The 20478-nt window shown below is 63.2% G+C and carries 19 protein-coding genes; 3 read left to right on the top strand and 16 right to left on the bottom strand.

Going from position 1 to position 20478, the window contains the following annotated elements:
* Positions 1–5: 5 nt before the first annotated feature.
* From otnK to WI754_RS11080, 4 genes are all read right to left on the bottom strand, one after another.
* Positions 6–1286, bottom strand: a complete 1281-nt coding sequence (gene otnK / locus WI754_RS11095) for a 3-oxo-tetronate kinase (protein ID WP_349433417.1) — start codon at positions 1284–1286, stop codon at positions 6–8.
* A 3-nt stretch (positions 1287–1289) separates the two neighbouring features.
* Positions 1290–2066, bottom strand: coding sequence for a 2-oxo-tetronate isomerase (gene otnI / locus WI754_RS11090; RefSeq protein ID WP_349433416.1), 777 nt, complete (start codon positions 2064–2066; stop codon positions 1290–1292).
* A gap of 12 nt (positions 2067–2078) precedes the next feature.
* Positions 2079–3023: an L-threonate dehydrogenase gene (gene ltnD, locus WI754_RS11085; protein WP_349433415.1), complete on the bottom strand. Its 945-nt coding sequence runs from the start codon at positions 3021–3023 to the stop codon at positions 2079–2081.
* A gap of 70 nt (positions 3024–3093) precedes the next feature.
* On the bottom strand, positions 3094–4410 hold the full coding sequence (locus tag WI754_RS11080) for an MFS transporter (RefSeq protein ID WP_349433413.1): 1317 nt from the start codon (positions 4408–4410) through the stop codon (positions 3094–3096).
* A 245-nt stretch (positions 4411–4655) separates the two neighbouring features.
* Here WI754_RS11080 and WI754_RS11075 point away from each other — a divergent pair, with 245 nt between their 5' ends.
* Both WI754_RS11075 and WI754_RS11070 read left to right on the top strand, forming a co-directional pair.
* Complete coding sequence (locus WI754_RS11075; protein WP_349433412.1) at positions 4656–5654, top strand: LacI family DNA-binding transcriptional regulator; 999 nt, start codon at positions 4656–4658, stop codon at positions 5652–5654.
* A gap of 16 nt (positions 5655–5670) precedes the next feature.
* Complete coding sequence (locus tag WI754_RS11070) at positions 5671–6339, top strand: aldolase (protein WP_349433410.1); 669 nt, start codon at positions 5671–5673, stop codon at positions 6337–6339.
* A 24-nt stretch (positions 6340–6363) separates the two neighbouring features.
* Here the strand turns inward: WI754_RS11070 and WI754_RS11065 are convergent, their stop codons facing one another.
* The 11 genes from WI754_RS11065 to WI754_RS11015 all read right to left on the bottom strand — a co-directional run bounded on the left by WI754_RS11065 (position 6364) and on the right by WI754_RS11015 (position 18971).
* Positions 6364–7263: a carbohydrate ABC transporter permease gene (locus tag WI754_RS11065; RefSeq protein ID WP_349433409.1), complete on the bottom strand. Its 900-nt coding sequence runs from the start codon at positions 7261–7263 to the stop codon at positions 6364–6366.
* Between the two features lie 16 nt (positions 7264–7279).
* Positions 7280–8212: a sugar ABC transporter permease gene (locus WI754_RS11060; protein ID WP_349433407.1), complete on the bottom strand. Its 933-nt coding sequence runs from the start codon at positions 8210–8212 to the stop codon at positions 7280–7282.
* A gap of 96 nt (positions 8213–8308) precedes the next feature.
* Positions 8309–9625 carry an ABC transporter substrate-binding protein gene (locus WI754_RS11055; protein WP_349433406.1) on the bottom strand — a complete coding sequence of 439 codons (1317 nt, stop codon included), beginning with the start codon at positions 9623–9625 and terminating at the stop codon, positions 8309–8311.
* Between the two features lie 161 nt (positions 9626–9786).
* On the bottom strand, positions 9787–10854 hold the full coding sequence (gene ugpC / locus WI754_RS11050) for a sn-glycerol-3-phosphate ABC transporter ATP-binding protein UgpC (protein ID WP_349433404.1): 1068 nt from the start codon (positions 10852–10854) through the stop codon (positions 9787–9789).
* A 98-nt stretch (positions 10855–10952) separates the two neighbouring features.
* Complete coding sequence (locus WI754_RS11045) at positions 10953–11729, bottom strand: SDR family oxidoreductase (RefSeq protein WP_349433403.1); 777 nt, start codon at positions 11727–11729, stop codon at positions 10953–10955.
* 1 nt (position 11730) lies between these two features.
* Positions 11731–12714 (bottom strand): D-erythronate dehydrogenase, encoded by a 984-nt coding sequence (denD, locus tag WI754_RS11040; RefSeq protein WP_349433402.1) that lies wholly within the window; start codon positions 12712–12714, stop codon positions 11731–11733.
* Between the two features lie 141 nt (positions 12715–12855).
* A complete protein-coding gene (locus WI754_RS11035) occupies positions 12856–13584 on the bottom strand; it encodes a FadR/GntR family transcriptional regulator (RefSeq protein WP_349433400.1) in 729 nt (242 codons plus the stop codon).
* Between the two features lie 304 nt (positions 13585–13888).
* On the bottom strand, positions 13889–15331 hold the full coding sequence (locus tag WI754_RS11030) for a coniferyl aldehyde dehydrogenase (RefSeq protein ID WP_349433399.1): 1443 nt from the start codon (positions 15329–15331) through the stop codon (positions 13889–13891).
* Positions 15332–15352: 21 nt separating this feature from the next.
* Positions 15353–16459 carry an NAD(P)-dependent alcohol dehydrogenase gene (locus tag WI754_RS11025; protein WP_349433398.1) on the bottom strand — a complete coding sequence of 369 codons (1107 nt, stop codon included), beginning with the start codon at positions 16457–16459 and terminating at the stop codon, positions 15353–15355.
* A 58-nt stretch (positions 16460–16517) separates the two neighbouring features.
* Complete coding sequence (locus tag WI754_RS11020) at positions 16518–17342, bottom strand: p-hydroxycinnamoyl CoA hydratase/lyase (protein ID WP_349433397.1); 825 nt, start codon at positions 17340–17342, stop codon at positions 16518–16520.
* A 42-nt stretch (positions 17343–17384) separates the two neighbouring features.
* On the bottom strand, positions 17385–18971 hold the full coding sequence (locus WI754_RS11015) for an AMP-binding protein (RefSeq protein WP_349433396.1): 1587 nt from the start codon (positions 18969–18971) through the stop codon (positions 17385–17387).
* 213 nt (positions 18972–19184) lie between these two features.
* Here WI754_RS11015 and WI754_RS11010 point away from each other — a divergent pair, with 213 nt between their 5' ends.
* A complete protein-coding gene (locus WI754_RS11010; RefSeq protein ID WP_349433395.1) occupies positions 19185–19670 on the top strand; it encodes a MarR family transcriptional regulator in 486 nt (161 codons plus the stop codon).
* A 187-nt stretch (positions 19671–19857) separates the two neighbouring features.
* Here the strand turns inward: WI754_RS11010 and WI754_RS11005 are convergent, their stop codons facing one another.
* Positions 19858–20334, bottom strand: coding sequence for an Lrp/AsnC family transcriptional regulator (locus WI754_RS11005; RefSeq protein WP_349433394.1), 477 nt, complete (start codon positions 20332–20334; stop codon positions 19858–19860).
* Positions 20335–20478: the final 144 nt, after the last annotated feature.

Here is a 20478-nt window from a genome sequence, read left to right as displayed (position 1 = left end):
CCCCGTCAGTGCATCATCGCCAGCGCGGCGATGAAGAAATCGTCGCCTCCGAAGTTTCCTGATTTCAGCGCCAGCAGCATGTCGCCCTGCGCATTGCCGACCGTGCGCAGCACCGGCACACCGGGCGCAATCTCCGGGCCGATCAGAAATGCGGGAATGGCGAGCCTGTCGACCGCGGCACCCGAGGTTTCGCCGCCGGCGACGACCAGGCGCCGCACGCCTCTTGCCACCAGTTCGGCGGCGATGACCGACGTCGCGGTTTCGATCGCGTGGCCGGAGGCCTCACGTCCGTATTGCGATTGCAGCCGGGACACGGTTTCCGGCGACGCACTCGCGGCGACGACGACGGGGCCGGCGGAAATGCGGTCTCCGGCCCAGGAAATCGCCGCGGAAATTTCGTCCGGACCGGCAAGCAGTTTTTCCGGGTCGAGCCGCAGAAGGGGCATCGACCGTTCGGCGACGTCGAGTTGGCGCAGCGTTGCCTTGGAACAACTGCCGGCAACGACCGCGGAAAGCCCGCCGACGGGGCGAATGGCGTCCGCCGTTGTCGTGACCGCGGAAGATACCCGGCCGGAGCGGACGAGCGCGCGGGCAAGGCCAAGCCCGAGGCCCGATGCGCCGGTGGACACCGGAGTTTCGAGCGCCATTTCGCCGAGCGTTTCAAGATCCCGCTCGAAAATCGCATCGGCGATGGCCGCGGTGACGCCGGCCGTGCGCAGGGCATCGAGCCTCGCCTTGACGGCGCCGGGTCCGGCCGCGACGGCCGCCAGATCGACAAGCCCGATGGCGCCGCGCGATTGCCGAGCGAGGACCCGCACCAGATTGGCGTCGTGCATCGGGTTGAGGGGATGATCCTTGAGCGGGCTTTCGTTCAGCGGTTGCCCGCCGACGAAAAGATGGCCGAGATAGACGGTGCGTCCCGTTTCCGGAAAGGCGGGCGTAACCAGCACCAAACCGCCGCCGGCGGTAGCACTCAGGGCCTCCGTCACCGGACCGATATTGCCGGCATCGGTGGAATCGAAGGTCGAGCAGATCTTGTAAAGCACGTGGGCCGCCCCCCGCTTGCGCAGCCACCGTTCGGCTTGCGTCGCCGCAGCCACGGCGTCAGCGGCCGCGACCGAGCGGATTTTCAGCGAGACGACGACCGCGTCGACGTCCGGCAGCGCCAGGGACGGGTCGGGAATGCCGACCGTCTGCACGGTGCGAAGGCCGTTTCTGGTCAGCGTGTTGGCGAGATCTGACGCGCCCGTGTAGTCGTCGGCGATCGATCCAAGCAGGATGGTCATCAGCTAGCTCCGTGCAAAAGGTCTGAACCACTCGAGGCCGTCCAGCGTGTGGCCCCTGGGGATGTATTCGCAGCCGACAAAGCCGCCGTAACCGATCCGGTCGATTTCCTCGAACAGATAGGGATAGTTCAACTCCTCCCCGTCCGGCTCGTTGCGTGACGGCACACTGGCAATCTGGATGTGGCCGATGATCGGCAGGAGGCGGCGCAAGGCCATGACGACGTCGCCGTGAAGGATCTGGCGATGATAGATGTCGAACTGAAGCTTCAGGTTAGGCAAGCCCAGGTCCGCGATCAGCTTTTCCGCGATACCGAAATCATTGAGCAAATATCCCGGCATGTTGCGGCCGTTGATGGGCTCCAGCAGCAGGTCAATGCCGCTTTCGGCGACGCGGCCTGCCGCATAGCTCACGGATTGCCGATAACGGGATGCCGCGTCCTCGTCATGAGGGTCGGCGTGACCGGCCATCAGATGCAGCCGCTTCACGCCTGTCGCTGCCGCATAGTCCAGCGCCCGCTCCACATCCGACTTCAATGCTTCGAACCGTCCGGGAAGGGCCGCGATACCCCGCTCGCCGGCTGCCCAGTCGCCCGGCGGCAGGTTGAACAAGGCCTGCTGCAGATTGTTGCGAGCAAGCCGCTCGGCGATTGCCTCCGGCGTAGCTTCATAGGGAAAGAGATATTCGACGGCGGAAAAGCCGGCATCGGCCGCGGCGTCGAAGCGGTCGAGGAACGGCCATTCGTTGAACATCATCGTCAGATTGGCGGCGAAAACCGGCATGTTGGCGTTCCTTTACGGCTTCTCTGGCTCTTTGGCCGCACCGGGCAATGTTGCGCCCGAGAGCTGGGCGTAGAGGCGCGCAAGCGAGGAATCGTCGTCACGGCCCATGCCGGCACCCGAGGCGGCGAGATACATCTGCAGGGCAGCGGCCGCCAGCGGCACCGGATAGCGCTCCGAGCGGGCCATATCCTGGACGATGCCGAGGTCCTTGACGAAAATCTCGATACTGCTGAGGGGAGTATAGTCTCCGGCCAGCACATGCGGCACGCGGTTTTCGAACATCCATGAATTGCCGGCCGAAGCCGTGATCACCTCATAGACCTTGTCGAGGTCCAGGCCCTGCTTAGCGGCGAAGGTTATGGCCTCGCAGGCGGCTGCGATGTGCACGCCGGCGAGAAGCTGGTTGATCATCTTGAAGGCAGCACCAGTTCCGGCCGCGTCGCCGAGCTCGTAGACCTTGCCGGCCATGGCGTCGAGACCCGGGCGGGCCGTGTCGAAAGCCTGTTTGGAGCCGGAGGCCATGATCGTCAGTTCGCCACGCGCCGCCTTGGCCGCGCCGCCCGAAATCGGCGCGTCGAGATAATGCAGGCCGAGGGCCTCCACCCGTTGCGCCAGATCACGCGCGACAGCGGGATCCATGGTTGCCGACGAGATGAAGACGGCTCCGGGCTTCATCGTGCCCGCGACGCCGTGCGGGCCGAACAGCACGGCATCGGTCTGCGCGCCGTTGACGACCACGGAAACGACAATGTCGGCGTCCTTTGCCGCGCCGGCGAGTGTTGCTGCGCCACGTCCGCCGTCGGCGATGAAGCGATCCACCGCCGCAGGCGTGATGTCATAGCCAACAACGTCGAGACCTGCGCGCTTCATCGACCGGGCCATTCCAAGCCCCATGGAACCAAGACCGATGACGGCCGCGACAACGGCGGGGCCTGAGTTTTCAGCAAGCGGTGACATGACGATGTTCTCCAGTCTTGTGAGGGGAAGAGCTGCCCCTCCGGATGCGTCCACCCGGAGGGGGCGATGTCTAGCGATTGACGGTTTTCGCTGGCACCGTCAACACGGCCAGCGAACCGATCACCAGCGCTGCGGCCAGAAGATACATGCCGGCGCTGTTGGTGCCGGTGAAGTCCTTCAGATAGCCGACCAGAAACGGCCCGAGGAACCCGGCGAGGTTGCCGACCGAATTGATCCAGGCAATGCCGGCGGCAGCGCCCGTGCCGGCGAGAAATGCCGTCGGAAGCGACCAGAAGAGTGGCGCGCAACTGATGGCGCCCGCGGCGGCCAGCGACAGGCAGACGATTGAGACGGTCGTGCTTGTCGCCGTCGTTGCCGCGACAAAACCACCAGCGGCGATGATGGCGGGGATGACGAGGTGCCACCGCCGTTCGCGCAGCCGGTCGGCGGAGCGTCCGAGCGCCAGCATGGCGAAGAAGGTGCAGATATAGGGGATCGCGGAAATCAGGCCGATATTGAGGTTTCCGGTGACGCCCGAGGCCTTCACGATGGACGGCATCCAGAAATTCAGGCCGTATTGCCCAAGCACGAAGCAGAAATAGATCAGGCACATCAGCCAGACCCGGCGGTCCGTCAGGGTTCCGGCAATGCTGTGGGGGCTCGAGGCCTTGGCCCGGTTCTCCGCTTCGATATTGGCCGTCAGCACGCGCTTTTCGTCTTCGTCCAGCCATTTCGCGGCCCGGATGTTATCATCGAGGTAGAAGAACGTGGCGACGCCGAAAAGGATGGCCGGAATGGCCTCGATGAGGAACATCCACTGCCAGCCGGAAAGACCGTGCGTTCCGTGGAAGCTGTCCATCAAGAGGCCCGAAAGCGGGTTGCCGAAAATGGCGGATATCGGGATCGCCGACATGAACGTGGTGATGATCTTGGCGCGGCGGTGCGCCGGATACCAGGACGTCAGGTATAGAATGATGCCGGGGAAAAATCCGGCTTCGGCGACGCCCAGCAGGAAACGCAGGACATAAAAGACGGTTTCAGACGAGGTGAACATGAAGGCGGCGGAAATGATGCCCCAGGTGACCATGATACGGGCAATCCACACCCGCGCGCCGACCTTGTTCATGATGATGTTGCTCGGCACTTCAAACAGAAAATAGCCGATGAAAAAAATGCCTGCGCCGATGCCGTAGGCCGCCTCCGAGAGGCCGAGTTCACTCGACATCTGCAGCTTGGCGAAGCCGACATTGACGCGGTCGAGATAGGCGACCACGTAGCACAGCATCAAAAAGGGAACGATTCTCCAGAATACCTTGCCATAGGCACGGTCTTCCACCGCCTGTGCGGCGTACGCGCCATCGACTGGCGCCTGCGTTTGCAGCGTCATGATTTCTCTCCTCCAATTGTTGCCGCGGTCTCCTGTCGGTCCTCCCGCGGCACGCCAAGCCATTTTTTGGCAGCGCTGCCATTTTCATTAATCCATTTTGGCAGCGCTGCCAACATGAAATTGGTAGCGCTGCCAAAAAAATCTTGCTTCTTGGCGGCAGCGGTGAAAAATGGTGCCGGTGCATCATCGCGTGGACATGCCGCCGGTGAGGAAGCCGCCCGAAAGCGCTGGGTTCAAGAGTGACTGTGGAATTCAAACATCAGGCGACGGTAACGCTTGCCGAGGTCGCAGACGCGGCCGGTGTCGGCGAGAGCACGGTGTCGCGCGTGCTGCGCAACCACGGTTCGTTTTCCGGCAAGACCCGGGACCGGGTGATGGCTGCGGTCGAGCGGCTGGGCTATGTGCCGAACCGGATCGCGGGAACGCTGGCCTCCACCGGTTCGCGTCTTGTAGCCTTCGTCATTCCCTCGCTGTCCAACATCGTCTTTCCCGATGTGCTGCGCGGCGCCAGTGCCATTCTCGAGGAAAACCGGTACCAGGCGGTTTTCTCCGTCACCGATTATGATCCGGAGAAGGAGGAAGCGCTTGCGGCCGCGATGCTCGCCTGGCGGCCGGCGGCGGTCATGCTGGCGGGATACGAGCACACCGAGGGCACAGTGAAGATGCTGCGCGCGAGCGGTTGCCGGATCGTGGAAATGCTCGATGTGGACGGTAATGCTCTCGATATGGCGGTCGGTTTCTCGAACCGCGCGGCCGGACGCGAAAGTGCCGCCTTTCTGTTCAAGAGGGGCTATCGCCGGATCGGCTATGTCGGTCACGACCTCAACCGCGATACCCGCGCCGGCAAGCGGTTTTCCGGCTTTTGCGAAACGCTCGCGGCGGGCGATGCGCCCCTCGCCGACCGCGAAATTCTCTCCGGAGCATCGTCCGTGGAGAACGGGAGGCTGGGGCTGGAGCTGTTGCTCGCCCGAACGCCCGATCTCGACGCCGTTTATTTCTCAAACGACGACATGGCGCTGGGCGGTTATTTTCATTGTCTGGCGCGGGGGATTTCGATCCCCTCGCAGCTCGCCATTTTCGGCTATAACGGCCTCGATATCGGCCGCGCGACGCCGCAGCCGCTGTCGACCATCCGCACGCCGCGCGTCGCGACCGGACAAGTGGCAGCACAGCTGGTCGTCACCAATGCGCCACCCCAGGTCGTCGATCTCGGTTTTGAACTGATCGAAGGGGCAACCGCCTAATACCGGAGGAACTGCAATGTCAGACGCGCGCCTGCGTGAGGAAATCTGCCGCTACGGCCGCTCGCTGTTCGAGCGCGGGCTGACGCCCGGTTCGTCAGGCAATATATCGCAGCGGCTGGAGGATGGCGGCTGGTTGGTGACGCCGACGAACGCCTCGCTCGGCTTCCTCGACCCGGCCCGCATCTCACGGCTGGATGCCGAAGGCCGGCTTCTGTCCGGCGACAAGCCGACCAAGGAAATTCCGCTTCACACTGCCCTCTATGACACACGCGGCAGCGCCCGCGCCATTGTCCATCTTCACTCCACCCACGCGGTGGCGCTGACCATGCTGCCGGAGATCGATCCGCGCGCCGCCCTGCCGCCGATGACGCCCTATTATCTCATGCGTGCCGGCGAAACCGCGCTGGTGCCCTATTACCGTCCCGGCGATCCGGCCGTGGCCGACGCGATCCGCGGGCTGGCGGGGAAATATTCGTCGGTGCTTCTGGCCAATCACGGGCCGGTCGTTGCCGGCGACAGCCTGGAGGCGGCGGTTTTCGCGACGGAGGAACTGGAGGAGACGGCGAAGCTCTATCTGCTGCTGCGCAACCTCAACCCCCGTTATCTCAGCCCGGCGCAGGTGGCCGATCTCACCAAGACCTTCGGCCTCGACCTGCCGTCGCATCACGACCACGACCACGATTGAACGCGCTGTCGTACTTGAGGGTCTTCATTCCTTCACCGCCCCGGTCATGGACGACACGTAATAGTCGACGAAGAAGGAATAAAGGATCACCACCGGCAGCGAGCCGAACAGCGCGCCCGCCATCAGCGCTCCCCATTCGAACACGTCGCCGCGGACCAGTTCCGTCAGCACGCCGACGGGCACGGTCTTGTTTTCCGAAGACTGGATGAAGGTCAGCGCATAAATGAACTCGTTCCAGGAAAGCGTGAAGGCGAAGATACCGGCCGAGATCAGTCCGGGGACGGCAAGCGGCAGGATGATCTTTATCAGGATCTGCCAGCGCGTCGCGCCGTCCACCAGCGCGCTCTCCTCGAGTTCGAACGGGATCGACCGGAAATAGCCCATCAACAGCCAGGTGCAGAAGGGAATGAGGAAGGTCGGATAGGTGAAGATCAGCGCCAGCTTGGAATCGTAGATGCCGAACTTGAAGACGATGAAGGCTAGCGGAATGAACAGGATCGAGGGCGGCACGAGATAGGCGAGAAAGATCATCAGACCCACCGGCCGCGAGCCCGAAAACCGCACCCGCTCGATCGCGTAGGCCGCAAAGACCGAAGCGGCGAGCGAGAGAAACGTCGCGCAGGTCGCCACCAGCATCGTGTTCCACAGCCAGCCCGGATAGGAGGTCTCGAACAGCAGGTACTTGATATGATCGAGCGTCGGGCCGACCACCCAGAAGGGGCTGTAGTTGTTATAGTCGGTCAGCTGCGAATTCGGCTTCACCGCCGTGATCGCCATCCAGTAGAACGGAAAGAGCAGCACGAAGACGAACACCGCCATCGGCAGATAGACCATCACGATCCTGCGCGGCAGGCGGTTGAGATAGGTCATGCCCTGTACATCGTCGGTGAGAACGGCGTCTTCGGATTTCACGGTCGTGGTCATCGTCATTCTCCCCCAATCAATCCTGGCCGCCCTGCTGCCATTTGCGGCGTTGCAGGCCGAAGAAGCTGAACATGATGGCAGCAAGCAGGAACGGGATCATCGCCACGGCGATCGCGGCCCCCTCGCCCAGTTGTCCGCCCGGAATGCCGCGCTGGAAGGACAGCGTCGCCATCAGATGCGTCGCGTTGACCGGCCCACCCTTGGTGAGCACGTAGATGAGCTGGAAGTCCGTAAACGTGAACAGCACCGAGAAGGTCATGACCACGGCAATGATTGGCGTCAGCATCGGTAGTGTCACATATCGGAAGCGCTGCCAGCTCGTCGCACCGTCCAGCGACGCCGCCTCCTGCAGCGAGGCCGGAATGGTCTGCAGCCCAGCCAGCAACGAAATGGCAACGAAGGGAATGCCGCGCCAGACATTGGCGGCGATCACCGAGGCCCGGGCATTTGTCGGATCGCCCAGGAAGTTGATCGGGCTGTCGATCACGCCGAGCTGCATCAGCGACCACGAGATGATCGAGAACTGCGCATCGTAGATCCACCAGAAGGCCAGTGCCGAAAGCACGGTCGGAACGACCCAGGGCAAGAGCACGATCGCCCGGAAGAAGGACTTGAACGGCAGGTTTTCATTCAACAGCAGCGCCAGCCAGAGCCCGAAGACGAATTTCAGGATCGACGCCACGACCGTGTAGAGAAGCGTGTTGAAGACCGAGAGCCAGAAGACCGAGTCCTCGGCGAGGAAAATGTAGTTTTCGAGCCCGATGAACACCCCGTCGCGGCCGATGCGTGTGTCGGTGAAGCCGAGCCAGACGCCAAGACCGAGCGGATAGGTCAAGAAGCAGACAAGGAAGACGGCGGCCGGAAGCATGAAGAGGAAGCCGATCATGTTCCTGTTCTGCATGAGCGAGGCCATCGCGGATGGCGGCTTCCTGGATGACACTGTGGACATCGGACATCTCCCGTATGACACATTGGGGAACGGGTATCGGCGGGGGCATTTCCGCCGATACCCAGTCTGGGCGGCCCATGCGGGCCGCCTTGGGATTTAGACCCGGTAGTAGCGGTTTGCCCGGCGCTCGGCCTCGACAACCGCCTCTTCCGGCGTCATTTGCCCGGTGACCGCGGTGGCGAACATGTCGACCAGCACATAGTCGGCCATCACCCCGGCGGACGCATAGCCGAGCGGGCCGGCATAGCCGTTCGGGCGCAGCGTTTCCGAAGCGCGCGCATAGGGCGCGTGGATCGGGTCGGACGTCCAGACAGGGTTGTTGGCGAAAGCCTTGAGCGGCTGGCAGCAATAGGCGCTGGAGCCTTGTATCCAGGCATTCATCTGGTCGGCCTCCATCATGAACTTGATATAGGCCTTGGCCGCTTCCGGGTATTTCGTGTGGTTGAACAAAAGCAGCGAGCTCGTCTGATGCAGTTCGACGCTCTGGCCGACCGGACCGACGGGGAAGTTCGTGGTGCGGATGTCGGCCGAGAGTTCCGCCATCGCAGGGTCTTTCTTCGACGCATAATAGAGCGAGACGCCATTCGCCGTCAGCGACACCTGGCCCGCCAGGAAGGCCCGGTTGTTGTTGATGTCGAGCCAGCTCTCGGTGCCCGGAATGAAGGTCTCGTACAGCGCCTTGGCATAGTTGATCGCCTTCAGCGTCTCGGGGCTGTTGATGACGACCTTGCCGCCTTCATCGACCATCTTGCCGCCATGGCTCCAGAGCAGCCAATGGGCATAGTTGTTGCCGTCGCCGACGGCCTTGCCGTGCGGGAAGCCGGCGGGCGTTCCCTTGGCCTTCATGGCCTTGCACAGTTCGAGGAACCCGGTGGTGTCCTTCGGAAATTCGCTGAAGCCGGCCGCCTTCATGTGGCTGTCACGGTAGCAGACCGCGTTGCCGATGGCCGTCAGCGGCATGGCGATGAACTTGTCTTCGCGCGACGCATAACCCTTCACGCCATCGTACCAGCCGCCATATTTACCGCCGAGGTAATTGGCAAGTTCGGTCAGATCGACGAGCTTGTCGGGATATTGATGGGCGTCATCGAACCAGCACATCACCATATCCGGCCCGGAACCGACATTGGCGGCGACGGCCGCTTTCGGGCGAATGTCTTCCCAGCTTTCCTTGTCGATGCGGACCTCGACCCCGGTCGCCTGGGTGAATTTCGCGGTGTTGGCAAGCCATGCATCCTCGTCGCCCTTGACGAAGGGTGTCCAGCGCAAGAGTCTCAGGCTTGCCCCTTCCTCCGGCTTGTAGGTCGGCTCCGCACCTTGCGCGAAAGACGAACGGATGCCGAAAGGCGAAAGGCCGGCCATGCCCGCGACCGCGGCGGATGCGGCAAGAAAATCACGTCTCTTGAAAGTCATAATGCTCCTCCTGGGTGACACGGGACATCGTCCGTTTCGGCACCCGCCGTCCCGTCTGGCGAATGCTGAGGCGATGGCTTCCGGCATTGCCGGAAACGCCGACCCGAAATCGGATGCGCGAGGGCTCCTCTTCCCTCACGCAGCGGCAAAACGGGGCGGTATCAGTCGATCAGCCGTACGCCGGTTTGGGCGTCGAACAGGTGCACATGATCGGCATCGATCGACAGGTGGATTGCCTCCCCCGGCCGGGCGGTCACGCGCTCACGGAAAACGCAGGTGACGTCGGTTCCACCGAAGCGAACGATCAGCTGGGTTTCGTAGCCGGTCGGCTCGATGACCGCGACGGTGACGGCAAACCCGTTCGGGTCGAGCGACATATATTCCGGCCGCAAGCCGTAGATCAGATCGCGCCCTGTTGCCGCCGATGGCGGCCGCGCGACCGGCAATGCCATGCCATCGGTTGCGATAAAGCTGTTCGGATTTTGCGGGTCGAGCCTGCCCTTGATCATGTTCATTGCCGGCGAGCCGATGAAACCGGCGACGAAAAGATTGGCGGGGCTGTCGTAGAGATCGAGCGGCGCGCCGATCTGCTCGACGATGCCGTCATGCATGACGACGATCTTGTCGGCCATGGTCATCGCCTCGATCTGGTCGTGCGTCACATAGACGGTGGTCGTCTTCAGCCGCTGGTGCAGTTCCTTGATCTCGGCGCGCATTGCCACGCGCAGTTTCGCATCGAGGTTGGACAGCGGTTCATCGAAGAGAAACACCTGCGGATCGCGCACGATCGCCCTGCCCATCGCCACGCGCTGGCGCTGGCCGCCGGAGAGCTGGCGCGGATAGCGGTCGAGCAGTTTGGAAAGCCCCAGAATGCCCGCTGCGGTGCCGACGCGCTTGTCGATGTCGGCTTTCGGCGAGCCGTTCAGCATCAGCGAGAAGGCCATGTTGTCGGCGACCGTCATGTGCGGGTAGAGCGCATAGTTCTGGAACACCATGGCGATATCCCGATCCTTGGGCGGCAGCGCGTTGACCACCTTGTCGCCAATGCGGATCTCGCCGGCCGAAATGTTTTCGAGACCCGCCAGCATTCTCAGAAGCGTCGATTTCCCGCAGCCGGACGGGCCGACGAGGATGACGAATTCGCCATCCTCGATCTCGATGTTCACACCCTTGATGACGGGAAAGGCGCCGAATGATTTTTTGACATCGACGAAATCAACGCCTGCCATATGCTATCCTCCCACATGAGTTTCACCTGAAATCGGCAGTCGTCCGGCGGCCTCTCCTCATGCCGTTCTCGGACGCCGCCCGGTTTCCTCGACTGCTCTTACCCCCGCCCGACCAGCGGCATCTTCGTCGCCATCACCGTCATCGTCAGCACGTTGGCGTCGAGCGGCAGGCCCGCCATGTAGATGACGGCGTCGGCGATATGCGCGACGGGGATCGTCGGCTCGCTGGCGGTCTCGCCATTTGCCTGCAACACCCCGGAATTCATCTTCGACGTCATGTCGGTCGCGGCGTTGCCGATATCGATCTGGCCGCAGGCGATGTCATATTTCCGCCCGTCGAGGGCCGTCGACTTGGTCAGCCCCGCGATCGCATGCTTCGTCGCGGTATAGGGAGCGGAATTCGGCCGCGGCGCCTGGGCCGAGATCGAGCCGTTGTTGATGATCCTTCCGCCACGCGGCGCCTGCGCCTTCATCAACCGGAACGCCTGCTGCGTGCAGAGAAAGGCACCCGTGAGGTTTGCGGCGAGAATGCCGCTCCACTGGTCGAAGGTCACCTCTTCCAGTGGCACGGGCGGCACGTTGGAGCCGGCATTGTTGACCAGGAGGTCGAGCCGGCCGAACTCGGTCCGGATCGCTTCGAAAAGGCGGGCGACCGCATTGGGATCGCCGATATCGGCCCTGACCGCCCGCACGGTGCCGCCCGTTTGCAACGCCATGTCGCTTGCGGCTTTTTCGAGCACCTCGGCGCGCCGGCCGGTGATGACGACGGTGTAACCCTCGGCGCTCAGGGCTTCGGCGATGCCGCGTCCGACACCGGTGCCGCCGCCTGTCACCAATGCAATCTTGCCGTCGCCGGACTTCGAACCATGCGCCATGTCAGACCTGTCCTCCGAGCTCGTCTTCGATATGGATCCTGATGATCTCGTCGAAGTTGGTCTCGGCCGTGAAACCGAGTTCGGCCGCGCGCCGCGCATCGAAATCGGTCGGCCAGCCTGCGACAATGGAGCGGATCACCGGGTCCGGCTTCCGGCGGATCAGTTTGACCGCCTTCTCACCGGCGACGCGCCGCAGCGCCTCGATCTCCTCGCCAACGAGGGCGGACAGTCCGGGCATGGTCAGATTGCGTCTCGGCCCGATCAAGGACGTATCCATCCGCGCGGCATGGACGAAGAAGCCAACCGCCGAGCGCGGGCTCGCAAACCAGTGGCGCACGTCCTCATCGACCGGCAACACTGCCTCCTGACCGGCGAGCGGCTCGCGGAGAATGTTGGAGAAGAAGCCGGACGCCGCCTTGTTGGGTTTGCCCGGGCGGACGCAGATCGTCGGCAGTCGGATGCCGACGCCGTCGAAAATATCGCGCCTCGAATAGTCGGCAAGCAGCAGTTCGCAGATCGCCTTTTGCGTGCCGTAACTCGTCAGCGGCGTGGTGAAGAACTCGTCGCCGATCTTTTCCGGGAACGGCTGCCCGAAAACGGCGATCGACGAGGCAAAGATGACGCGCGGAACGTAGGGCTCCCGCAGCCCCTCATGGCGGATCGCCTCGAAGAGCGCCCGTGTTCCGTCAAGATTGACCTTGTAGCCCTTGTCGAAATCAGCCTCCGCCTCGCCGGAAACGATCGCCGCGAGATGGAAGATCACGCCGGGCCGCGAGGCGACGAGTTTTTCAGCGGCGCCGTCCCTTGAAAGATCAAGCGCAAGCGGCGTTGCGACGGCCGACAGCGACGGCGGCACCGGCGGCTCGATGACGTCCACCAGAGTCAGGCTGGAAATATCGTAGCCAAGCGCGTCTTCCTTCGAGGCGAACTTCTCCACCAGCTTGCGGCCGATCATTCCAGCCGCTCCAATCACCATGACATGCATTCTCGGCAATCTCCCTGTCTGCCGCCCGCCAGCGCCGCGCGTCAAATACGACGCACAAAGGACGCTGCCTTTTGAAATCACTGCACAAGCAGGATCAGCCGGCCGTCCCGCTCTTGTTCTTTTCCCACCTCAATTGCTCCCTCACGTCAGCAGTTCCTTCGTCGTGTCGTAGATCCGGGTGAGGTGCTGGCGAAATGCCGCGACAACCGCGTCCCGGTCGCGCCGGGCCAGCGCTTCCACGATCTCGATGTGGTCGTCGTAACTCGCGTCTATGGCGCCCGGCCGTGACATGGCGCTGCGCCGGTAGTTCATCATGTAGGTGTAGAGATCGGTGACGAAATCGGAGAGCAGCGGGTTTCCGCAGGCCCGGTAGATCGCCACATGGAATTCGCGGTCACAGATGAGGAAGCGCATGGCGTCGTCGCCACAGAGCTTCTGCGCGTCGAGCAGGCTTCTGAGCTTGCTCATGGTGTCTTGGTCAATCCTCTCGGCCGCATCGCCGACGACCTTCAGCTCGATATGCAGCCGGGCCGCATGAACGTCCTCGAGATCGTAGCTGTCGATGGCGTTGGGCGAAGCGATGGTAACGGTGAGATGGCTGAGATCGACATCGCAGACCCGCGTGCGGCTGCCCTGGGACACCTCGACGATGCCGCGCGCGGCAAGCGTCTGGATGGCGCCACGCACCGTCTCCCGGCTGACGTGAAGCACATTGGCGAGTTCGCGTTCACCCGGCAACACGTCGCCGGGGCGCAGCATGTTGGTGGCGATCAGCACCATCAGCTTGTCGACGATGACATCGCGCGCCGTGCGGCGGTCGAGGCTCTGCCCGACCTTCGGCATCTGCGTGAGTATCGGGCTCTCGTTCATCGCCGTCATCGCTCCAACTGACCCACTGGTTGGTCCACCAGATCAGTTGCGATGGAACTGCCAAAAGCCTGCCGCGTCAAGTAACTTCGTCGCTGCACTGCATCAAAAATCTGCGCGCAATACGTGTGTTATCAACCAAGCCGCAATGCAGTTTTTGTTGCGCTTGGGCCGGAGCGGTTCTGAAAGGCGTGCGAATTGACGCCGAAGCCATCGGCTACGTGGCCGATGGCGGTGATGACAGCAACGAAAGGTGCGCGGCCGCGCCGGCCCCTTCAGCCAAGCGGCATCGATGTCCGGCGCGTATTTACTTGCAGATCGCTGCGGCCAGGAAGCCACGCATGGCATCGCCGAAGGGCGGGCGCATCATGTACTCCGCTTCCACCATCTTGCTCTGGTGGTAGACCGCCCGGGGGTACGAAAAGGTCAGGAAACCGAACTTGCCGTGATAGGCACCCATGCCCGAATGGCCGACGCCGCCGAAGGGCAGGCCTTCCGCCGTGACGTGGCTCATGCAGTCGTTGACCGTCACCCCGCCCGAGGTCGTATTGTCAAGGACACGGGCCTCCTCTTCTTGATCCTGGCCGAAGTAGTAGAGAGCGAGCGGGCGCGGCCTGGCATTGATGCGGCCGATGACGTCGGCGATATCGCGATAGGGAACGACCGGCAGCACAGGTCCGAAGATTTCCTCCTGCAGCACGCGCATCTGCTCCGTCGGGTCGAGGATCAGGGTCGGAGGGATGCGGTGGGCGGATTGCTGGGAGAAATTCTCCCCCGCCGGATTGATCTCGATGATGCGCGCGCCCTTGGTCCTTGCATCATCGATCAAGCCCACGACGCGGGCATGGTGGCGGGCATTGACGATCGAGGTGTAGTCCGAATTTTCCTTCAGCGCCGGATACATGGCGCCGACCGCTGCGACCGCGTGTTCGGCAAAGGCGTCGACGCTTTCCTCGGGCACATAGACATAGTCCGGTGCAAGGCAGATCTGGCCGGCGTTCAGCGTCTTGACGGTCATGACGCGACGCGACGCATCGGCGAGATCGGCCGAACGGCCGATGACGACGGGCGACTTACCGCCGAGTTCAAGCGTCAGCGGCGTCAGGTTCTCCGCCGCCGCGCGCATGACATGATGGGCGATCGCGGTCCCTCCGGTGAAGATCAGGTGGTCGAAGGCAAGGCTCGTGAAGGCTGTGCCTGTGGCCGGGCCACCCTGAACGACGGCGATTTCCGTTTCGTCGAAGGCGCCGGCGATGAGCTCCGCCATCAGCGCTGCCGAGGCCGGTGTGACCTCGGACGGTTTGATCATGGCGCGGTTGCCGGCCGCGAGAATGCCGGCAAGCGGCGCAAGGGCGAGCTGATAGGGAAAATTCCAAGGGCTCAGGATTCCGATAACCCCCTTCGGCTGATAGACGACCTCGGCCACCGCATCCGGGAACAATGCCTCGTGCATTTCGGGCTTCAGCCATTCGGCGACATGGGCCTTGGCATATTTCAGCGAGCCGACGCAGGTGAAGACATCGAGAAGCAGGCTCGCCTCGACGCTGCGGCTGCCGAAATCCTGCGAAAGTGCCGCGGCAATCGCGTCCTTGTGGTCGACGAGAAGGGCGATGACGCGGTCGATGCGATCGATGCGGGTCTCGATGCTGGGTGGCCCTTTCTTGAGGAAGGATGCCCGCTGCCGGGCAAGCAGCGCCTTCATGGCATCGGGACTGGTATCGGCGGCGATGATCGGGGTGACGGTGTTCATTGTTTCCTCCCTTGAACGGTGTCAGATGGCCGGCTGGCGCACGACCGGTTTCAGCACGATGCCTTTTTGCGAATCCTCCACCGCCTGGTTGATGTCGGCGAAATCGTAGAACGTGACGAGCCTGTCGAAGGGGAAGCGGCCCTGCCGGTGGAGGTCGATCAGCAGCGGGATCAGCACATCCGGATTGGAATCCCCCTCGACGATGCCGCGGACACGGCGTCCGCCGGACAGGATATGGATGAGATCGAGCGTCAGCGTCGCGCCGGCAGGCGAAGCCCCGACGATGCCGCAGGTGCCGCGCGGCGCGAGCACGCGCACGCACTGGTCGATGACGGCCGGGACGCCGGAGGCATCGATCGAATAGTCGACACCGGCACCGGTCAAGGCCATGATCGCGGCGACCGCATCCGTCGCCTTGCCGTTGACACTGTCGGTCGCGCCAAGCTCCGCCGCAAGCGCAAGGCGCGTCTCGTTGACGTCGACGGCGATGATCCGCGACGCGCCGACGACCCGCGCCGCCATCACGGCGGCTAGCCCGACCGAGCCCATGCCGAAGACCGCCAGCACCTTGCCCGGCTCCACCTTGAGCGCGTTCATCACCGCGCCGGCGCCGGTCTGGATGCCGCAGGCGAGCGGCCCGAGCAGCGCCAGATCGGCATCTTCAGGCACTTTCACGACATTGCGCTCATGGCAAAGCGCGTGGCTGGCGAAGGAGGATTGTCCGAAAATGTTGCCGTGGACCGGCACGCCTTCACAGGAGAGCCCGCTCGAACCGTCGGCGCGCGAGCCGAAGAAATTGCGCGGGAAGAACTCGTGGCAATAGGTTTCCGCATGGTCATGGCAACTCGGGCAATGGCCACAGGAGTTGAAGGTCATGACCACATGATCGCCCGGCGCGACCTTGGCAACGCCCGGCCCGACACGCTCGACGATGCCAGCGCCTTCATGGCCGAGCACGACCGGCTGCGGCACCGGCAGGTGCTGGTCGCGCATGACGATATCGGTGTGGCAAACCCCGGTCGCCACCACGCGGACCAGGATTTCGCCCTCGCGCGGCTCCTCCAGATCGAGCCTTTCCAGCGAAAACGGCACATGCGGCGCACGCGCCACCGCGGCATTGATTTTCATGTTCTTCCTCCTCCCGATGATCAGCCTGCGAACGGCCCGGCGAGCCGGGCCTGTTGCCTCAGCGGGCGCGTTTGTAGGCGCCGAGCCCTGGCTGATAGGTCTTGTCGTCGAGGAACTGCTTCAGCCCCTCGTCGCGTCCCTTGGTCTTGTCGAGAAACAGCATCTGCTCCAGCTTGGCGTAGATGTAATCGTCGGCGAGGTCCCACGGCAGGTCGCGCACGCGCTTGTAGGTGTCCTTGGCGGCCTTCAGGGTGACCGGGTTCTTTTCGAGCAGGCTGGCGCAGATCTTGCGGACCCGGGTTTCTAGGTCTGCAAGCGGCACCGCCTCGTTGACGAGGCCCATTTCGGCCGCCTTGCGCCCGCCGAAAAGTTCACCGGTCATGATGTAATAGAGAGCGTCGCGATGGCGCATCACCTCGGCGACCGCGCGGGTGACGTTGCCGCCCGGCAGGATGCCCCAGTTGATTTCGGAGAGGCCGAAATTCGCCTCCTCGGCGGCGATGGCGAGATCGCAGGAAACGAGCGGCGTGAAGGCGCCGCCGAAGCACCAGCCGTTGACCATGGCGATCGTCGGCTTCTCGAAATACATCAGCCGGCTCCACCAGCCGCCGGACTGGCGCCGCGCCTTCAGCGTGGCATCGCGCGGCTTGCCGTCGTTGTCGCGGAAGTATTCCTTGAGATCCATGCCGGCCGACCAGGATTCGCCGGCACCCCGCAGAACGAGCACGCCGCAGCGCTCGTCGCCCTCGAGCTCGTCGAGCACTTCGAGCATCCGGGCATTCAGCGCCGGGTTCATCGCATTGCGCTTTTCCGGACGGTTGAGGGTCACGAAGGCGATGCCGTTGTCGAATTCGACCAGAACCGGCGATTTCATTTCAGTCATAGGGGTACTCCATAGGTTTCGGGGTGAAAGGCCGGGGCCGCTTCACAATGCTTGTCGTTGAAGGGTTTCGTCGGAATGGAACTGGCGCAGAACATGTTTCTGCACCTTGCCGGAGGCGGTGCGGGGAATGGTCTCGACAATGAGGAAGCGAGCCGGGCGCTTGAAGGCGGCGAGCCGTGCGGCGCAATGGCCGGCAATCTGTTCGCCGGTTGCCATCGCGCCGGGCCGCAGCACGATATAGGCGACGCCGCATTCGCCCCAGCGGCTGTCGGGAACGCCGACCACCGCGGCATCGAGCACGTCGGGATGGCTTGCGAGCGCCGCTTCGACTTCGGCGGGGTAAACATTCTCGCCGCCGCTGATATACATGTCTTTCAGCCGGTCGACGATGCGATAGAAGCCGTTTGCCTCGCGTCGGCCGAGATCACCGGTGCGGTACCAGCCGTCGGCGAAGGCGGCAGCGGTTTCCCGCGGTTTGTTCCAGTAGCCGGGCGTCACCGCCGGCCCGCGCAGCCAGAGCTCGCCGATCTCGCCTTCCTTCGCATCGCTACCGTCCTCGTCGACGATGCGAATGTCGAGCAACGGCGCGGGAAGACCGACGCTGCCGGGATTGTCCTTCACCGCGTGCCGGTCGATCGGCACATGCAGCACGGTTCCGGCCTCGCTCATGCCGTAACCGTTGACCAGCGCAACGCCATCATCGAGATAGCTTTCGATCAACGCCTGGGTGAGCGGGGCGCCGCCGACGAACAGCGCGTGAAGGCCGGCCAGAGCGGCGGCGCCATAGGCGGGATCGTTGCGCAGCGCGAGGGCGATCTGCGGCACGGCGAAATAATGGGTAATGGCGCGCTGCCGGTCGGCAAGTGCTGCGAGCGTTCTGGCCGGCGTGAAGCGGTCGGAGATGACGAGAGTGCCGCCCAGCATCAACGTGGTTCGGGCGACCGCGATCAGCCCGATCGTGTGGAAGAACGGCAGGTCGCACAGGGCAACGGTACCGGGTCCGATCTCTCCGACGAAGGAAAAATTGACGGCGGCGAAAAAGGCGTTGCGACGGGTGATGATGACGCCCTTCGGCTGTCCCGTCGTGCCCGACGTGTAGAGAAGGACGCAAGCCGCGTCGGCGCCGACGGACACCGGTCCGGCCGGAGCGCCTGCCTCGATCCGCGCGGCGAGCCCATCCGGGCCGTCAGCGGTCGATAGCGTCGTCATCTGCGGAACGGCACTCGCGATGCTGGCCACGGTTGCCGCAAATTCCTCGTCGTGGACGAGGAGAGCGGGCGTGCAATCGGCAAGGATCGGCCGAAGCTCGGCAGCGTTGAGGCGCCAGTTGAGCGGCACATAAACGGCGCCGACGCGCTGGCAGGCGAAGGCAAGCACGATCGAATCCATCGAGTTGCGCGCCAGCATGGCGACACGCGCGCCGTCCTGCGGCGGCCCGAGCACCTCTTTCAAGAATCCTGCACAGCGGGCGATGCGGGCATCGAGCCCGGCATAGGTAAGCTGCCTGCCGGTGGCGATCTCGAACAGGGCCGGACGATCCGGCGCGACGCGGGCGCGGTAGAGGATCGGATCGTCCTTCACCAGTCCGCAATCCACCGGCGAAGCCATCCCAAAAAAGGTTTGTGCCATTTTCTCCTCCCATGCCCGCCGCCCCTCCGCGGCAGGCATTTAAATTGTATGTAACACATACTAATATTTTTTTGGCGGGATGCAAGAGGCTGCTCGGTGCAAAGCCGATCGTTCGAATGGGCGCGGGGAAATATTGCCGGCCGCCGCAATACGGATATTGACCAACCCGCTGATTTTGATGGTTATGAGGCTTGGCGAGGCGAGAACAGAACGATGGGCACAAAACCACCGCGAGACGATTTTGAGAGCGAGGACGTTCCCGCAACGCCGGGACTCGATGTCGGCCGGCTTGGCGATCTCTTGGGGTTTCATTTGCGCATGGCGCACGTCGCAATCTATCGCGACTTCGCTGAAACCATGGAGGAGCTCGCCCTGACGCAGAAGCAACTCGCGGTGATGGAACTGATTTCAGGTAATCCGGGCGCCTCGCAAATCGACCTCGCCCATACGCTCGGCACCGACCGGGCGACCATGATGGCCCTCGTCAATCGGCTGGCAGCCCGCGACCTGATCGAGCGGCGGCCCTCCGCGGCAGATCGGCGGCGTCAGGAACTCCATCTGACGAAGGCAGGAAGCGCGATGCTCGCGCGGGCGCGCAAGCTTATCGACATGCACGAACAGCGTTTCATTGACCTCTTTTCGCTTGCGGAGATGGACGCGTTACTGGTGGCCCTCAAACGGATATATGAAGCGCGCTGACAAGGCCCGGCAGCGGCGCGGCGGCGTTCTGCGCGACGACAGCGACGGCCGCAGCGGCGATCCCTGTCGCCTGAATAATATGTCGACAGAAGCGAATTTCATCGACACGTCATGCGGACCTGTCGTCGCCATCGACATATCGGAATAATGTGTCGGATTCGCGCCTGCCCCGACGGGAACCCTCAGCTCACAGCCTTTGCAGCAAGGCGCGGCCGATGGCTTTGGGTGGTTCGCTGCGCAGGACAAGCGACGTCGTCACCGCCCCGTATCTGGCGATCGTGTCGACGATCGTCTCCAGTTCCCCCGGTGTCGGAACCAGCACCTTCAGGAGAAAGCAATCCTCGCCGGTCAGGCGCAAGACTTCCATGACGTGTGGCATTTCGGAGAACAGCTTGAGGCAGGCGCGGATATGCTCATGCGTCGTGCGCAGGCGAATGACCGCCATCATCCCGAGCCCCAGGGCAGCAGCGTCGATGCGTGCCGCGTAGCCGGAGATGACGCCCTTCTCCTCCAGCCGCTTGACCCGCTCCGACGTCGCCGGCTGGGAGAGCCCGACCCGGCGCCCCAGCTCCGAAATCGCGATGCGTCCGTTTTCCTGCATCACTTCGATGATTGCGATATCGGTCGGATCGAGCGCGGACCGGTCTGTTTCGGCAGTTCCCATCTTTCACCTTCAATCCATCGGCAAATGGCAGCGTTTTCCGATGAGTTCTCATTCATAACCGGCAGCGTGTCCATCATCTTCGCACCAGAGCCGGATGATTGCAGGTCGAATCGACCCGAAATCTGAATCCGCTCTTATCGAAAA

The organism is Pararhizobium sp. A13 (assembly GCF_040126305.1).
Classification (GTDB): domain Bacteria; phylum Pseudomonadota; class Alphaproteobacteria; order Rhizobiales; family Rhizobiaceae; genus Pararhizobium.
This window is presented reverse-complemented; position numbering and strand designations above follow the sequence as displayed.

Excerpts from the sequence above, each read along its gene's own strand:
- WI754_RS11015 (WP_349433396.1), bottom strand. The coding sequence starts at position 18,971 with ATGGCACAAACCTTTTTTGGGATGGCTTCGCCGGTGGATTGCGGACTG.
- ltnD (WP_349433415.1), bottom strand. The coding sequence starts at position 3,023 with ATGTCACCGCTTGCTGAAAACTCAGGCCCCGCCGTTGTCGCGGCCGTC.
- WI754_RS11010 (WP_349433395.1), top strand. The coding sequence starts at position 19,185 with ATGGGCACAAAACCACCGCGAGACGATTTTGAGAGCGAGGACGTTCCC.
- otnK (WP_349433417.1), bottom strand. The coding sequence starts at position 1,286 with ATGACCATCCTGCTTGGATCGATCGCCGACGACTACACGGGCGCGTCA.
- WI754_RS11030 (WP_349433399.1), bottom strand. The coding sequence starts at position 15,331 with ATGAACACCGTCACCCCGATCATCGCCGCCGATACCAGTCCCGATGCC.
- WI754_RS11055 (WP_349433406.1), bottom strand. The coding sequence starts at position 9,625 with ATGACTTTCAAGAGACGTGATTTTCTTGCCGCATCCGCCGCGGTCGCG.
- WI754_RS11005 (WP_349433394.1), bottom strand. The coding sequence starts at position 20,334 with ATGGGAACTGCCGAAACAGACCGGTCCGCGCTCGATCCGACCGATATC.
- denD (WP_349433402.1), bottom strand. The coding sequence starts at position 12,714 with ATGCATGTCATGGTGATTGGAGCGGCTGGAATGATCGGCCGCAAGCTG.
- WI754_RS11020 (WP_349433397.1), bottom strand. The coding sequence starts at position 17,342 with ATGACTGAAATGAAATCGCCGGTTCTGGTCGAATTCGACAACGGCATC.
- WI754_RS11060 (WP_349433407.1), bottom strand. The coding sequence starts at position 8,212 with ATGTCCACAGTGTCATCCAGGAAGCCGCCATCCGCGATGGCCTCGCTC.
- WI754_RS11065 (WP_349433409.1), bottom strand. The coding sequence starts at position 7,263 with ATGACCACGACCGTGAAATCCGAAGACGCCGTTCTCACCGACGATGTA.
- WI754_RS11035 (WP_349433400.1), bottom strand. The coding sequence starts at position 13,584 with ATGAACGAGAGCCCGATACTCACGCAGATGCCGAAGGTCGGGCAGAGC.
- WI754_RS11070 (WP_349433410.1), top strand. The coding sequence starts at position 5,671 with ATGTCAGACGCGCGCCTGCGTGAGGAAATCTGCCGCTACGGCCGCTCG.
- WI754_RS11080 (WP_349433413.1), bottom strand. The coding sequence starts at position 4,410 with ATGACGCTGCAAACGCAGGCGCCAGTCGATGGCGCGTACGCCGCACAG.
- ugpC (WP_349433404.1), bottom strand. The coding sequence starts at position 10,854 with ATGGCAGGCGTTGATTTCGTCGATGTCAAAAAATCATTCGGCGCCTTT.
- WI754_RS11045 (WP_349433403.1), bottom strand. The coding sequence starts at position 11,729 with ATGGCGCATGGTTCGAAGTCCGGCGACGGCAAGATTGCATTGGTGACA.
- otnI (WP_349433416.1), bottom strand. The coding sequence starts at position 2,066 with ATGCCGGTTTTCGCCGCCAATCTGACGATGATGTTCAACGAATGGCCG.
- WI754_RS11025 (WP_349433398.1), bottom strand. The coding sequence starts at position 16,459 with ATGAAAATCAATGCCGCGGTGGCGCGTGCGCCGCATGTGCCGTTTTCG.